Origin of the sequence: Aquamicrobium sp. (assembly GCF_023954335.1) — a bacterium.
GTDB lineage: Bacteria > Pseudomonadota > Alphaproteobacteria > Rhizobiales > Rhizobiaceae > Aerobium.
On sequence record NZ_JAMLIE010000001.1, the window covers coordinates 383,621 to 395,933 of the forward strand.

The window sequence follows — 12,313 nt, forward strand, 5'->3', positions numbered from 1 at the left end:
ATCGTTCAGAACAGGAAATAGCGTTGCGCCATGGGCAGCACCGTGGCGGGCTCGCAGGTGAGCAGTTCGCCGTCGGCGCGCACTTCGTAGGTTTCGGGATCGACCTCGATATGCGGGGTCATGTCATTGAGGACCATCGACGCCTTGGAAAGGCCGCCGCGTGTGTTTTCGACCGCGACCATCGCCTTGGTCACGCCGAGGCGCGCCCGAAGTCCGTTCTCCATCGCTGCCTTGCTGACGAAGGTGACGGACGAAAGCGCGGGAGCACGTCCATACGCGCCGAACATCGGCCGGTAATGCACCGGCTGCGGGGTCGGGATCGAGGCGTTCGGATCGCCCATCGGGGCGGCGGCGATGGTGCCGCCGACCAGCACCATATCCGGCTTGACGCCGAAAAAGGCCGGGTTCCACAATACCAAATCGGCGCGCTTGCCCGCCTCGACGGAGCCGACATGCTTCGACAGCCCCTGCGCGATGGCGGGGTTGATCGTATATTTGGCGATGTAGCGGCGAACCCGCAGATTGTCGTTGTCGCCGGTTTCGTCGGGCAGGCGACCGCGCTGTACCTTCATCTTGTGGGCCGTCTGCCAGGTGCGGATCGGCACCTCGCCGACGCGGCCCATCGCCTGGCTGTCTGAGGAGATGATCGAGAATGCGCCGATATCGTGCAGGATATCCTCCGCCGCGATGGTCTCCTTGCGGATGCGGCTTTCGGCGAAAGCGATGTCCTCGGGGATCGACGGCGACAGGTGGTGGCAGACCATCAGCATGTCGAGATGCTCGGCGATGGTGTTCTTCGTATAAGGCCGCGTCGGATTGGTCGAGGACGGGATGACGTTGGAAAGGCCGCAGACCCGGATGATGTCCGGCGCATGGCCGCCGCCAGCCCCTTCGGTATGGAAGGCATGGATGGTGCGGCCCTTGAAGGCGGCGATGGTATCCTCCACGAAGCCGCTTTCGTTAAGCGTGTCGGTGTGGATCATCACCTGCACGTCGTAGTCGTCGGCAACGGCGAGGCAATTGTCGATCGCGGCGGGGGTGGTGCCCCAGTCCTCGTGCAGCTTCAGGGCGCACGCCCCGCCCTCGATCATCTCGACGAGCGCCGCCGGCTTCGAGGCATTGCCTTTTCCGGAAAGGCCGAGATTGATCGGGAAGGCGTCGAAGGATTGGATCATCCGCGCCAGATGCCACGGCCCCGGCGTGCAGGTCGTGGCGAGCGTGCCATGCGCCGGGCCGGTGCCGCCGCCGAGCATCGTGGTGACGCCGGACATCAGCGCCTCCTCGATCTGCTGCGGACAGATGAAATGGATATGCGCGTCGATGCCGCCGGCCGTGAGGATGCGCCCCTCTCCCGCGATGATTTCCGTACCGGGGCCGATGACGATGTCGACGCCGGCCTGCGTATCGGGGTTCCCGGCCTTGCCGATCCTGAAAACCAGCCCGTCCTTCAGGCCGACATCCGCCTTGACGATGCCCCAGTGGTCGACGATCAGCGCATTGGTGATGACGGTATCGACCGCTCCTTCGGCACGGGTCGTCTGGCTCTGGCCCATGCCGTCGCGGATCACCTTGCCGCCGCCGAATTTCACCTCCTCGCCATAGAGGGTGAAATCCTTCTCGACCTCGATGAACAATTCGGTATCGGCCAGCCGAACGCGGTCGCCGACGGTCGGGCCGTACATCTGCGCATAGGCGGCGCGGGAGAGCTGGGCTGGCATCAGAGCTTCCCCATCACCTGCTGGCGGAAGCCGTAGATCTCGCGCCCGCCGCCGATCGGCACGAGCCGCACGATGCGCTCCTGACCCGGCTCGAAACGGACAGCAGTACCCGCGGCGATATCGAGGCGCATTCCGCGTGCGGCGGCCCGCTCGAAGGCAAGCGCCGGATTGGCCTCCAGGAAATGATAGTGCGAGCCGACCTGGATCGGCCGGTCGCCGGTATTGGCGACGGTGAGCGTCAACGGCTCGGCTCCGGCATTCAGCACGATCTCGCCGTCGGGCGTGATGATTTCTCCGGGGATCATGGTCATGCCCCCGCCACGAGCCAGAGGCCGCCGAGCGCCGTCAGGCCACCGGCAATCCGCGCCGCGAGCCGCCCGGCTCGCCCGCCGGCAATGGCGCCGATGCCAAGGCCGAGCGCCACGCCCGCGCCATGCAGCAGGGCGGTGGCCGCCACGAACCCCGCCATGAAGGCAAGGCCGCTCGCGCCGCCAAGCTCAAGTCCATGGGCATAGCCGTGGAACACCGCGAAGAAACCGACGATGACCATTCCCACGGCAGCGGGAACCTGCAGCGCGACGAGCGCCAGAAGCCCGATCACCACGACGGAAGCGGCAATGGCCGGCTCGACGAAGGGCAGGCCGAACCCCCCGAGGGCCGCCAGAAATCCGGCGGTCATCGCCGCGACGAAGGCGGCGGGCACGGCCCACAGCGCCCGCCCGCCGATCAGCGACGCCCAGAGGCCGACGGCGATCATGGCGAGCAGGTGATCGGCCCCTGTCAGCGGATGCGAGAATCCCGCAGCGAACGAGCCATGCTCCACCGGATCGAGGTGAGCGAAGGCGGGGCTTGTGGCTGCGCCGGTCAGCAGCAGGGTGAGGAACAGTCTTTTCATCGGTTTGCCCTTCAAAAGCTAGCGGATCGGCTGATGCACGGTCACGAGCTTGGTTCCGTCGGGGAACGTCGCCTCGACCTGCACGTCGTGAATCATCTCGGCGATGCCTTCCATCACCTGCTCGCGGGAAACGACATGCGCGCCTGCCTCCATCAGGTCGGCGACCGAATGCCCGTCGCGCGCGCCCTCGACCACGAAATCGGTGATCAGCGCGATGGCCTCCGGGTGGTTCAGCCTGAGGCCACGCTCAAGCCGCCTTCGCGCCACGATGGCCGCCATCGCGATCAGCAGCTTGTCCTTTTCACGAGGGGTAAGGTTCATGACGATAATCCTATGAATGCCAGACCTTCGGCAGCGCACGTCCGGCCAGCATGAGGGAAAGGATCGGTTCGAGGCGTTGCCGCAAGGCAAGGCCGGTGGGCGCGACGAGACGGATCACCAGCTTGCCGTCCCAGGCGCTCGCTCCGCCCGTCTCCCCCAGGCGGGCGCGGACCGCGTCCAGCAGCCGTTCCGGCGCGGCGGCCGTACAAAGGATAGTCGCCATGGCCACGCGGCCGCCGAGCGAAGCCGTTCGGGCCAGCTGCGCGGCGATATCGCCGGACACACGAAAATCCTCTGCGAAAATCAGCCGGCCGTCGCGACGGACACGCCAGCGATCGTGCAACAGGCCGTGGCGCAGCACTTCTCCCATGGCGGCGCGGCCGAACAGCACCGCCTCCACGGCAAGCAGATCGGCATCGCCCTCAAGATCGACCTCCAGCCGCCGCGACAGACGGCCGCCATCGAAGAGAATGGTTTCCTGCGGCAGCCAGGCCAGTCTGGCGCCGGCGCCGAGCATCAGCCGGTTTTCGACCAGCGCATCCAGACCGGTGGAGCGGTAGATGCGTTCGCAGGCTTGCGTGGTGATGGTCGCCAGGGCCCGCTTGCCCAGGTCGATCTTGACAGCGATGCGATCTCCACCGGCCAATCCGCCTGCCGTATTGATCAGGATCGCCTCCAGAGGCAGGTCCGGCAGGGGATGCGGCAGGCCGACCCTGGCGCAGCCATCCTGAAAAAGCGTCGTCAGCCGCGTCGATCTCCCGTCATGCCGGAAGCCCAGCCGCGCCGTCCCCTCGGCGCGTTGCAGGCGCGCAACGGGAGGATCAAGCAAGGGGAAGGCGGTCACCCTTCAACCCGCCGCAATATCGGTTTCACAGGATGATCTGGTCTCGCCCATGCTTTCCTGCCTACGCTTTGCCGAGCGAAGCACTGCAAGGATCATGCCACATGCGGGGGCCTCAAGTCGGCGCCCGTATCGCCGCACCGGCCGATCGACGGCGGCAGGCAAGGTCGCAAACTGCCCAAAAAGCGGGCGGCAGGTGCACAGGCCATCGCCACAGTCCGCTTCCATGGGATCAGAATCTCATGGCAGCACGAAAGAGCACCGATCTCTCCATCGTACGCAGGCGTTGCCGCCGGCTTCTCCGGCAAACCTCCGGTCCGCGCCGATTTGCAGCGCGATATACGCTGCATACTGGCGAATTGCAGGCCCGGCATGGCCATCGTGCCGGACTTGTCGTCGTCTTGGCCGGAGGGCTTTCGGCCCAGAAAGAACACGCTTCCCGATGCAGGGCGGTGCAAGGCGGGCGTGCTGTGGAACGCAGTCAGCGGACCGCAGCGGCTTTGCGTCGTTCCGCAGCCGCAGCGATCTCGCGGATTTCGGTGGCGACCGTCGCGAACTCGGTCATCAGATGCGCGGCGACCGTCCTGACGGTGGGCCAGTTCTGCCGTTCGCGATGGATGAGCAGACCGACCTCGCTCTGCCGCAGCCCCGGTTCCTGAAGCGGTATGTGGACGAGCTCGCCGGACTGCAGCTCCCGCATGAAGCCGACCGGCGTGAAGAATCCGATGCCGATTCCCGCATGCATGATCTCCTTGGTCATCTGCAGGGAATTGGTCAGCACGGTCGAGCGGAACTGGGCTCCGCTATGGGTGAATTCCGTTTCGGCCGTGGCGTTGAGCAGCCATGGGTCGCTCAGCATCACCACCGGATAGGCCGCGCATTCGGTCAGGGTCAGCTCCCGCCGGCCCGCGAGCGGATGGTCCGGCTTCATGACGGCGCCGAGACGGAGCGGGAGCTGGGAGAGAACCTCGTAGCCGCCATGCCTGCGGTCGATGAAGACGATCGCGAGGTCGGGCCGCCTCGCGCGCATTTCCTCCGCCACCTCCTTGGGCGACGCCTCGACGATGCCGAAGGAAATGTTGGGGTGAGCCTTGCACAGGATGCTCACGGCACGGGGGATGATCTGGACGATGGAGGCCGGGATAGCCAGAATGCGCACCTCGCCATGCAGGTCCCCCGAGAGCGCAGTGACCTCGCTCGTGACGGTCTGCCATCGCGCCAGGGTTTCGCGGGCGTGACGGATGACGAAGTCGCCCGCGGGTGTCGGCCGCACCCCGTTCCCGGCGCGCTCGAACAAGGGCGTGCCGATTTCGGCCTCGAGCTTGAGAATCTGCCGGTTGACCGCTGACGACGCCACGTTGAGCACGGAGGCCGCGCGGCGGATCGATCCGAGACGGGCTACCTGGTCGATATAGCGCAACACGGAAGCATGCATGTCGTCACCTCGCTAGTGATGCCTTTTTGGCAGCGCCTGTATCGAATCTTTATGCTTCTCGCGCGCACCTTGCCACACTTAAGATCGCAGTTACGTTGGGGAACCAGTCGTCCGGCGACAGAACCGGCACACAGCAAACGACATGGCAACGTTTCGCGCAGCTTCGCAAACGGCTTGGCCGTATGGAGGACTATCCGATGATTCACACTGTCATGTCGCGTCGTTCGCTTTTCAGGACGGGCGCGGCCGCCGCGGCGGCGCTCGCGGCGCCGACCGTCGTCTCGACGCGGGGCTTTGCCCAGTCGGGCACACGCACCATCAACATGCAGCTTGGCTGGCTGCCGAGCAGCGAGCAGCTCGGCGAGGTGGTGGCCAGGAACCTCGGCTATTTCGAGGAAGAGGGCCTGAACCTGGCGATCCAGCCGGGCGGCCCGTCCATCGACGGCGTCGCCATCGTGGCGTCCGGCCGGTACGAGCTCGGTCAGGTCACGTCCAGCCCTTCGCTGATGCTGGCCGCTTCCCAGGGCATTCCCGTCAAATGCTTCGCGGTCGGGTTCCAGGAGCATCCGCACACCTTCTTCTCGCTTCCCGCGAAGCCGATCCGGACGCCGCAGGACATGATCGGCAAGAAGGTCGGCATCCAGGCTACCGGCAAGGTCCTGCTGAGCGCGCTCCTGCGCAAGAACAACATCGACGAATCCGACGTCGAGGTGATCACGATCGGCTCCGACTACACGCCGCTGCTGACCGGACAGGTCGACACGGTCGCCGGCTGGATCTCCAACGTCGCGGCGCTTAAGCCGCTGGGCGAAGGCCTGGTGACGATGCGGCTGTGGGACACCGGCGTCAGGCTCTATGCGTGCCCCTATTATGCGACGCACGACACGATCGAGAACCACCCTGAGGTGCTTGCCGGTTTCCTGCGCGCGGCCGGAAAAGGCTGGGGCTTCGCCCGCGAGAATCCGGAAAAGGCCGTCGAGATGCTGGTCAAGGAGCTGCCCAACCTGAATGCGGAAGACCAGCTCGCCTCGGTCAAGGTGGCCCTGACCTTCGCGTTCAACAAGCAGACCGCGAAGAACGGCTGGGGAAGCTTCGACCGCGACGTGTGGCAGCAGCAGATCGACATCTACGACGAGCTCGACCAGTTCTCGGCCGGAGCGCCGAAGATCGACGACGTCATCACCTCGTCGATCCTCGACGCGACCGCCGACGTCCGCCCCAAGCTGGGCTGATGGAGGCGGCCGCCATGAGCCTTGCTGCGACCGGACTCGCCCGCAGCGGCGAGCTGCCAAAGCCGGAACCGTCGGGCGCCGCAGTCGAACTGCGCGACGTCTCGGTGCGCTTCACCACGGAGCGGGGGACGATTGCCGCGCTGGAGGGCATCGATCTCGTCGTGGCGACCGGAGGCTTCCTGACCCTGCTGGGGCCGTCCGGTTGCGGCAAGTCCACACTGCTGCGGGTGGTCGCTGACATCTTGCGGCCATCCAGCGGCACGGCGACCGTGCTCGGAGGGCCGCCGGCCGAGGCGAGGTCGCGCCGCGACATCGGCTTCGTGTTCCAGGATGCTGCGCTGTTGCCCTGGCGCACTGTGATCGACAACGTCACCCTGCCGCTCGAGGTGGGCGGCGGCGCGCCGAAGGGACGGGCGCGGGATCCGCGCGAATTGCTGGATCTCGTTGGCCTGTCCGGCTGGGAAAAGGCTTTTCCCCACGAGCTTTCCGGCGGCATGCGCCAGCGCGTGTCCATAGCGCGCGCCCTCGTTTCCGGGCCGAAGCTGTTGCTTATGGACGAGCCGTTCGGGGCGCTCGACGAGATCACCCGCGACCGCCTCAACGAGGAGCTCCTTTCGGTATGGGAGCGAACCGGGACCACCATCCTGTTCGTCACCCATTCCATCTACGAGGCGGCGTTCCTGGGCCAGCAGGTCCTGCTTCTCGCCGCGCGCCCGGGCCGGGTGCGCGACCTGATATCCGTCGACCTGCCCTCGCCGCGCCGGATCGCGGTTCGTGAAACGCCGCAATTCGTCTCGCTGGTGACGAAACTGCGGAGCGTATTGGAGACCTGCTGACATGGCCGACGCAGCCACTCTCGGCGCCTTCTCGGACAATGACGAGGCGCAGGCGGCCTACGCAGCCGCCAAGCGACGGCTCGTATGGCGGCGGCGCCTGCTGCCGATCGCGACCTTCCTCATCCTGCTCGTCCTGTGGGAGGTCGGCGTGCGGGTCTTCGACGTCAAGCCCTTCATCGCGCCCGCGCCGAGCGCCGTCTTCACGGTCCTGGTCAACAAGTTCCCGATGCTGATGCAGAACCTCTTGCCCACGGCCATCGAGGCGATCGCCGGCTTCGCGCTCGGCAACATCGCCGCGATCCTGATCGCGACGGCCTTCGCGTACCGCCAGAGCGTCGAGGAGGCATTTTTTCCGATCGCGGTCATGATCAACACGATTCCGGTGGTCGCGAAGGCGCCGATCCTGGTGCTGCTGCTGGGCAACGGCATGGAGCCCAAGATCGCCATAGCGGCTCTGATCTGCTTCTTTCCGACCCTGGTCAACATGACGCGCGGCCTGCGCGACGTGAACCCGCAGCAGCTCGAGCTGATGCATGTGCTGTCGGCTTCCCAGCGGGAGGTGTTCCTCAAGGTCCGCTTCAGGAACGCCATGCCCTACCTGTTCTCGGCGCTGAAGATCGCCGCCTCGACAGCCGTGATCGGCGCCATCGTCGGCGAATGGATCGGGGCGTCGGTGGGCATCGGCGCACTGATCATCCAGGCCACCTACAATTTCGACTCGCCGCTTCTTTACGCCACCATCGTTGTAGGCTCGGTCTTCTCGGCCACCTTCTTCGGTGTGATCTCCTGGCTGGAGCGCAGGTTCATCTACTGGAACGCTGCGGCGCGCTGATTGCGCCCCAACGCTGGTTTTTCGGGAGGAATCGGATGACTTCGCATTCTATGATCGATGAGGCGGCCGGCAAGGTCCCGGTCGTCGCGGAGGCGGACCTCGTCGTCGTCGGCGGCGGGCCCGCCGGCATCGCCGCCGCCGTCTCCGGCGCGCGCAACGGGCTCTCGGTGACGCTGCTTGAGCGCTACCCCTATCTCGGCGGCCTGGCCTCGGGCGGCATGGTGCTGGTGCTCGACGACATGTGCAACGGCAATGAGGTGACGGTGCGCGGGCTGTGCTCCGAGCTCATCGAGCGCATGACCGGGATGGGCCTGTGCGTCACGCCGCCGGAAGAGGACTGGATCGCCGACGAGGCCAAGTTCCGCAAATGGGCGCGGTGGGGCACCTATAATTTCTACGGCCACACCAAGCCGCAACCCGTCTGCTACGCCTCGGCCTTCGACCCCGACGGCTTCAAGCGGGCCTCGAACGACATCGTCGCCGACGCCGGGGTCAATCTGCGCCTGCATAGCTGGTTCTCCAGGACCATCGTCGAGGACGGCGTGGTCAAGGGGGTGATCTGCGAATCCAAGGCCGGCCGCCAGGCTGTCCTCGGCAAGGTGGTGATCGACGCGACCGGGGACCTCGACGTGGCGGCCTCGGCCGGCGCGCCGCACAGCCACGGCTCCTTCATCGTCACGACGGTCTTCCGGCTCGGCGGCATCGACGCGGCGGAAGCCGAGCGTTTCGAGTTCGAGGAGCCGGAGGCTTTCGCCAAGCTCGACCGCGAGGCCAAGCGGATCATCGGCGGCTCGTGGGAGCGCTGGTGGCTCAAGACGCCGCTGCCCGGCATCATATGGTGCAACTGCCCGCACATGGCCGGTTTCGACGGCACCTCCGTGGAGGACCTCACGCGGGCGGACGCGCGGGGACGTGAACGGATCGCCGCGCTCGTGGAGTTCGCGCGGGCGAAGATCCCCGGCTTCGCCAATGCGTTCGTGGTCGATGTCGCGCCGCAGCTCGGCGTGCGGACCTCGCGGCTGCTCGAGGGCGAATATGTGATGACCAAGGAGGACGTCGCGTCGCGCCGGCATTTCGCCGATTCGGTCGCCCGCGGCCGCGACTACTACTATCCCTACCGCACGCTGCTGCCGAAGGGCGTGAAGCAGCTGTTGGTGGCGGGCCGCCATTATTCCTCGACGGCCGCGGCGCAGCGCACCTCTCGCGAGATACCGCCCTGCATGGCGATGGGCGAGGCCGCGGGAGTCGCCGCCGCCGTGGCGCTCGAACAGGGCGTCGGCGTCGACAAGGTCGACGTCGCCACCGTGCAGCGGCGGCTGCGCGCGCAGGGCGCGGACCCCGGCGACCAGCCGGCGTCCAATGCCACCTTCACGATCGCAGCCGAATAATGAGGAGCCATTGATGTCGTCTTCGGACACGCAGCCGCTTTCCGGTATCACCGTCATCGACTTTACGCAGGCGATGCTGGGACCTGTCTCGACGCTCGTCCTGGCCGATTACGGCGCCGACGTCATCAAAATCGAACGTCCGGGCCAGGGCGATCTTTCGCGCTGGTCCGAGGACGGCGACCCCGACAATCCCGTCTATCGCAGCATGAACCGCAACAAGCGCTCGATCGCGCTCGACCTGCGCTCGGCCGAAGGCAAGGAGATCATCTATGATCTCGCCCGCAAAGCCGACGTGGTGGTCAACAACTTCCGGGCCGGGGTGATGGACCGGATGGGCTTCGGCTACGACGCGTTGCGCAAGCTCAACCCCGGCATCATCTTCGCCTCGGGAACCGGCTTCGGCGCCGACGGCCCGCTGTCCCACAAGGGCGGGCAGGACGTTCTGGCACAGGCGCTGTCGGGGGTGATGGCCCGGCGGCCCGACCCCGCCACCCCGTATTCCGTCTATTCGACCTGCCTTTGCGACTATACCGCCGGCATGCATCTCGCGCAGGCGATCCTGCTGGCGCTGCTCCAGCGCAACCGCACGGGAGTCGGGCAGCGCGTGTCGGTCTCGCTGTTCGAATCCATGCTCGCCATGCAGACGCAGGAAGCGGCGGTGTGGCTGCAGGAACGCAAGGAGCTCAACTGGGGGGCGATGCCGTTGACGGGCGCATTCGCGACCTCGGACGGGGCGCTCGTCCTCGTCGGCGCCTTCAAGAGCGAGCCGTTGCGCGACATCTGCGCCGCGCTCGACCTCGGCGAGATGTGGCGGGATCCCCGTTTCGAGACGCCGCTGGCGCAGAAAGCCAACCGCTCGCATCTCCAGTCCGCTTTCGCCGAGCGGTTCGCGGGCAACACGACCGCCTACTGGATCGGCCGGCTCGAGGAGCAGGACCTGCTGTGCGCGCCGATCCTGACCATGGAGGAGGCGCTGGCGCATCAGCAGACCGTCGTCAACGGCACCGTGGTCGAGGTGGCCGGCGAGCAGTCGCTGCGCGCGATCGGGACGCCCCTGCGTCTGGAGAACGACGCCTTCCGCATCCGCCACGTGCCCCCGAAGCTCGGAGCCGACGGTGAAGCGGTTCTCGCGGATCTGGGCTATTCGAGCGCGCGGATCGCCGGGCTCAAGCAGACAGGAATACTCTCATGACAGTTCATTTTTCCATCGAGAATCATGTCGCGCGGATCACCATCGACCGTCCCGAGCGCCTCAACGCCATAGATGCCGATACGGAAGCCGCGCTGATGGATGCGTGGTCCAGCATCGAGGCCAATCGCGACGTGCGCGTGGCGGTGCTGACCGGGGCGGGGGATCGCGCTTTCTGTGTCGGCTCGGACATGAAGAAGGTCTCGCATTCCAGCGGCCTCGAATACTGGGCGCACCACAGGCCGGGCGGCTATGGCGGCATCGCGCTGCGCGACACGCTCGACATTCCCGTGATCGCCCGCGTCAACGGCCATGCGCTGGGCGGCGGCATGGAGATGGTCCTCGGCTGCGACATCGTCGTTGCATCCGAGAAGGCGACGTTCGGCCTGCCCGAGCCGCGGGTCGGCCGGCTCGCCCTCGACGGCGGCATCGCGCTGCTCGCGCGGCGCATCCCCTATGTCCACGCCATGGGCATGCTGGTCACCGGCCGCCGCATCGACGCCGCGACGGCGCAGGGCTTCGGCCTCGTCAACGAGGTCGTTCCCCATGACGATCTCGACGGCGCGGTCGACCGCTGGGTGGCCGACATCCTCGCCTGCGCGCCGCTGTCGGTGCGGGCGGTGAAGGCGCTGGTGCGCGCCGGCGAGGGGATGGGACCGAAAGAAGCCCAGATGCTGCGCCTGCCGCAGCTGGTCGAGGCGCTGCAGTCGCAGGACCAGGACGAAGGCGTCGCGGCCTTCGTGGAGAAGCGGGCGCCGAACTGGAAGGGCCGGTAGGGCCATGCCCTACGTCATCGGCTCCGCGTGCATCGACGTCAAGGACGGCGCCTGCCAGGACGTCTGTCCGGTCGAATGCATCTACGAGGGCGGCCGGATGATGTATATCCACCCGACCGAATGCATAAGCTGCGGCATCTGCCTTTCCGTCTGCCCGGTCGATGCGATCTTTGCCGATGACGAACTGCCCGAGCGGGAGAACCGGTTCCTCGCGATCAACGCCGAGTTCTTCGAGGACGGCGTCACCGGCTGGGGCGAACCAGGCGGAGCGAGCGAGACGTTCCGCACCGATCTCGACCATCCCGAGGTCGCAGGCGTGGAAAAAAAGGAAACCGAGCTGTCATGACCATCCACCAGAACTTCATCGCTGGTCGTTGAGTGGAAGGCACGAGTGCCGCCAATGGTGGAACTTGATCAAACACCCCCGGCCGCGCGCGCGTGGTGAGCAGCTGGATGGAACGCGCAGGCGCTGCGAAGTGGGGTTTGCTGGCGGCGAATACCTCGGCGGCGGCAGATGAATCCGAGCCCCCGGATAGTCGCTGCCAGTCCTGATCGAGCTTTCACCGCGGGCTTATAAGCTCATCCGCCCATCGGCTGGTAGATCATTAGGAATTGCCTCGTATCCTCGCCGCATGACGATTCCGGCAATCCTGAAATACACTGCGATCGGGTTGGCGATTTGCATCCTGCCGCTGCTCATCGTCGGCGGTCTGGGTATCAGCGATAATCCGGTAGGGCTTGGCATGCTCATGGTGATGGGGACGCCGGTCGTTCTGATCGTTGCAGCCGTCGCGATCGCTGCCCGACTTGTCACGGACTGGTCCAGGCGCAGGCGATAGCCGTCTCCGGC

At 66.3% G+C, this 12,313-nt stretch carries 14 protein-coding genes; 8 read left to right on the forward strand and 6 right to left on the reverse strand.

The genetic code is table 11. The annotated features are described in order from the left end of the window. Positions 1-5 precede the first annotated feature (5 nt). The 6 genes from ureC to M9945_RS01975 form a co-directional block, all read right to left on the reverse strand. Positions 6-1,718 carry an urease subunit alpha gene (ureC, locus tag M9945_RS01950; RefSeq protein ID WP_367943208.1) on the reverse strand — a complete coding sequence of 571 codons (1,713 nt, stop codon included), beginning with the start codon at positions 1,716-1,718 and terminating at the stop codon, positions 6-8. Further along, complete coding sequence (locus M9945_RS01955; protein WP_367929220.1) at positions 1,718-2,023, reverse strand: urease subunit beta; 306 nt, start codon at positions 2,021-2,023, stop codon at positions 1,718-1,720. Before M9945_RS01955 ends, ureC begins: the two co-directional genes overlap by 1 nt. Before the next feature lie 2 nt (positions 2,024-2,025). Further along, positions 2,026-2,613 carry a HupE/UreJ family protein gene (locus M9945_RS01960; protein ID WP_367943209.1) on the reverse strand — a complete coding sequence of 196 codons (588 nt, stop codon included), beginning with the start codon at positions 2,611-2,613 and terminating at the stop codon, positions 2,026-2,028. 18 nt (positions 2,614-2,631) lie between these two features. Then, complete coding sequence (locus tag M9945_RS01965; RefSeq protein WP_367929162.1) at positions 2,632-2,934, reverse strand: urease subunit gamma; 303 nt, start codon at positions 2,932-2,934, stop codon at positions 2,632-2,634. A gap of 10 nt (positions 2,935-2,944) precedes the next feature. Then, positions 2,945-3,778 carry an urease accessory protein UreD gene (locus M9945_RS01970; protein ID WP_367943210.1) on the reverse strand — a complete coding sequence of 278 codons (834 nt, stop codon included), beginning with the start codon at positions 3,776-3,778 and terminating at the stop codon, positions 2,945-2,947. 478 nt (positions 3,779-4,256) lie between these two features. After that, on the reverse strand, positions 4,257-5,210 hold the full coding sequence (locus tag M9945_RS01975) for a LysR family transcriptional regulator (protein ID WP_367943211.1): 954 nt from the start codon (positions 5,208-5,210) through the stop codon (positions 4,257-4,259). Between the two features lie 197 nt (positions 5,211-5,407). On the opposite strand from M9945_RS01975, the gene M9945_RS01980 reads away from it, so the two are divergent. From M9945_RS01980 to M9945_RS02015, 8 genes are all read left to right on the forward strand, one after another. Next, complete coding sequence (locus M9945_RS01980) at positions 5,408-6,442, forward strand: ABC transporter substrate-binding protein (protein WP_367943212.1); 1,035 nt, start codon at positions 5,408-5,410, stop codon at positions 6,440-6,442. Between the two features lie 14 nt (positions 6,443-6,456). Beyond that, positions 6,457-7,278, forward strand: coding sequence for an ABC transporter ATP-binding protein (locus M9945_RS01985; protein WP_367929166.1), 822 nt, complete (start codon positions 6,457-6,459; stop codon positions 7,276-7,278). 1 nt (position 7,279) lies between these two features. Further along, positions 7,280-8,110 (forward strand): ABC transporter permease, encoded by an 831-nt coding sequence (locus M9945_RS01990; protein WP_367929167.1) that lies wholly within the window; start codon positions 7,280-7,282, stop codon positions 8,108-8,110. Positions 8,111-8,145: 35 nt separating this feature from the next. Continuing rightward, positions 8,146-9,498 (forward strand): FAD-dependent oxidoreductase, encoded by a 1,353-nt coding sequence (locus M9945_RS01995; protein ID WP_367929168.1) that lies wholly within the window; start codon positions 8,146-8,148, stop codon positions 9,496-9,498. A 13-nt stretch (positions 9,499-9,511) separates the two neighbouring features. Beyond that, positions 9,512-10,690: a CaiB/BaiF CoA transferase family protein gene (locus tag M9945_RS02000; RefSeq protein WP_367929169.1), complete on the forward strand. Its 1,179-nt coding sequence runs from the start codon at positions 9,512-9,514 to the stop codon at positions 10,688-10,690. Beyond that, the gene (locus tag M9945_RS02005) at positions 10,687-11,463 is read left to right on the forward strand and encodes an enoyl-CoA hydratase-related protein (protein WP_367929170.1); all 777 of its coding nucleotides are present in this window, start codon (positions 10,687-10,689) and stop codon (positions 11,461-11,463) included. The genes M9945_RS02000 and M9945_RS02005 overlap by 4 nt, the downstream gene beginning before the upstream one ends. Positions 11,464-11,467: 4 nt before the next feature. Then, positions 11,468-11,809: a ferredoxin gene (gene fdxA / locus M9945_RS02010; protein ID WP_367929171.1), complete on the forward strand. Its 342-nt coding sequence runs from the start codon at positions 11,468-11,470 to the stop codon at positions 11,807-11,809. 286 nt (positions 11,810-12,095) lie between these two features. After that, positions 12,096-12,302, forward strand: a complete 207-nt coding sequence (locus tag M9945_RS02015) for a hypothetical protein (RefSeq protein ID WP_367929172.1) — start codon at positions 12,096-12,098, stop codon at positions 12,300-12,302. The last annotated feature ends 11 nt before the right edge of the window (positions 12,303-12,313 follow it).

What these genes read in the sequence shown, in the direction of transcription:
- ureC (WP_367943208.1), bottom strand. Translation starts at nt 1,718, where the DNA reads ATGCCAGCCCAGCTCTCCCGCGCCGCCTATGCGCAGATGTACGGCCCG.
- M9945_RS01955 (WP_367929220.1), bottom strand. Translation starts at nt 2,023, where the DNA reads ATGATCCCCGGAGAAATCATCACGCCCGACGGCGAGATCGTGCTGAAT.
- M9945_RS01960 (WP_367943209.1), bottom strand. Translation starts at nt 2,613, where the DNA reads ATGAAAAGACTGTTCCTCACCCTGCTGCTGACCGGCGCAGCCACAAGC.
- M9945_RS01965 (WP_367929162.1), bottom strand. Translation starts at nt 2,934, where the DNA reads ATGAACCTTACCCCTCGTGAAAAGGACAAGCTGCTGATCGCGATGGCG.
- M9945_RS01975 (WP_367943211.1), bottom strand. Translation starts at nt 5,210, where the DNA reads ATGCATGCTTCCGTGTTGCGCTATATCGACCAGGTAGCCCGTCTCGGA.
- M9945_RS01980 (WP_367943212.1), top strand. Translation starts at nt 5,408, where the DNA reads ATGATTCACACTGTCATGTCGCGTCGTTCGCTTTTCAGGACGGGCGCG.
- M9945_RS01985 (WP_367929166.1), top strand. Translation starts at nt 6,457, where the DNA reads ATGAGCCTTGCTGCGACCGGACTCGCCCGCAGCGGCGAGCTGCCAAAG.
- M9945_RS01990 (WP_367929167.1), top strand. Translation starts at nt 7,280, where the DNA reads ATGGCCGACGCAGCCACTCTCGGCGCCTTCTCGGACAATGACGAGGCG.
- M9945_RS01995 (WP_367929168.1), top strand. Translation starts at nt 8,146, where the DNA reads ATGACTTCGCATTCTATGATCGATGAGGCGGCCGGCAAGGTCCCGGTC.
- M9945_RS02000 (WP_367929169.1), top strand. Translation starts at nt 9,512, where the DNA reads ATGTCGTCTTCGGACACGCAGCCGCTTTCCGGTATCACCGTCATCGAC.
- M9945_RS02005 (WP_367929170.1), top strand. Translation starts at nt 10,687, where the DNA reads ATGACAGTTCATTTTTCCATCGAGAATCATGTCGCGCGGATCACCATC.
- fdxA (WP_367929171.1), top strand. Translation starts at nt 11,468, where the DNA reads ATGCCCTACGTCATCGGCTCCGCGTGCATCGACGTCAAGGACGGCGCC.
- M9945_RS02015 (WP_367929172.1), top strand. Translation starts at nt 12,096, where the DNA reads ATGACGATTCCGGCAATCCTGAAATACACTGCGATCGGGTTGGCGATT.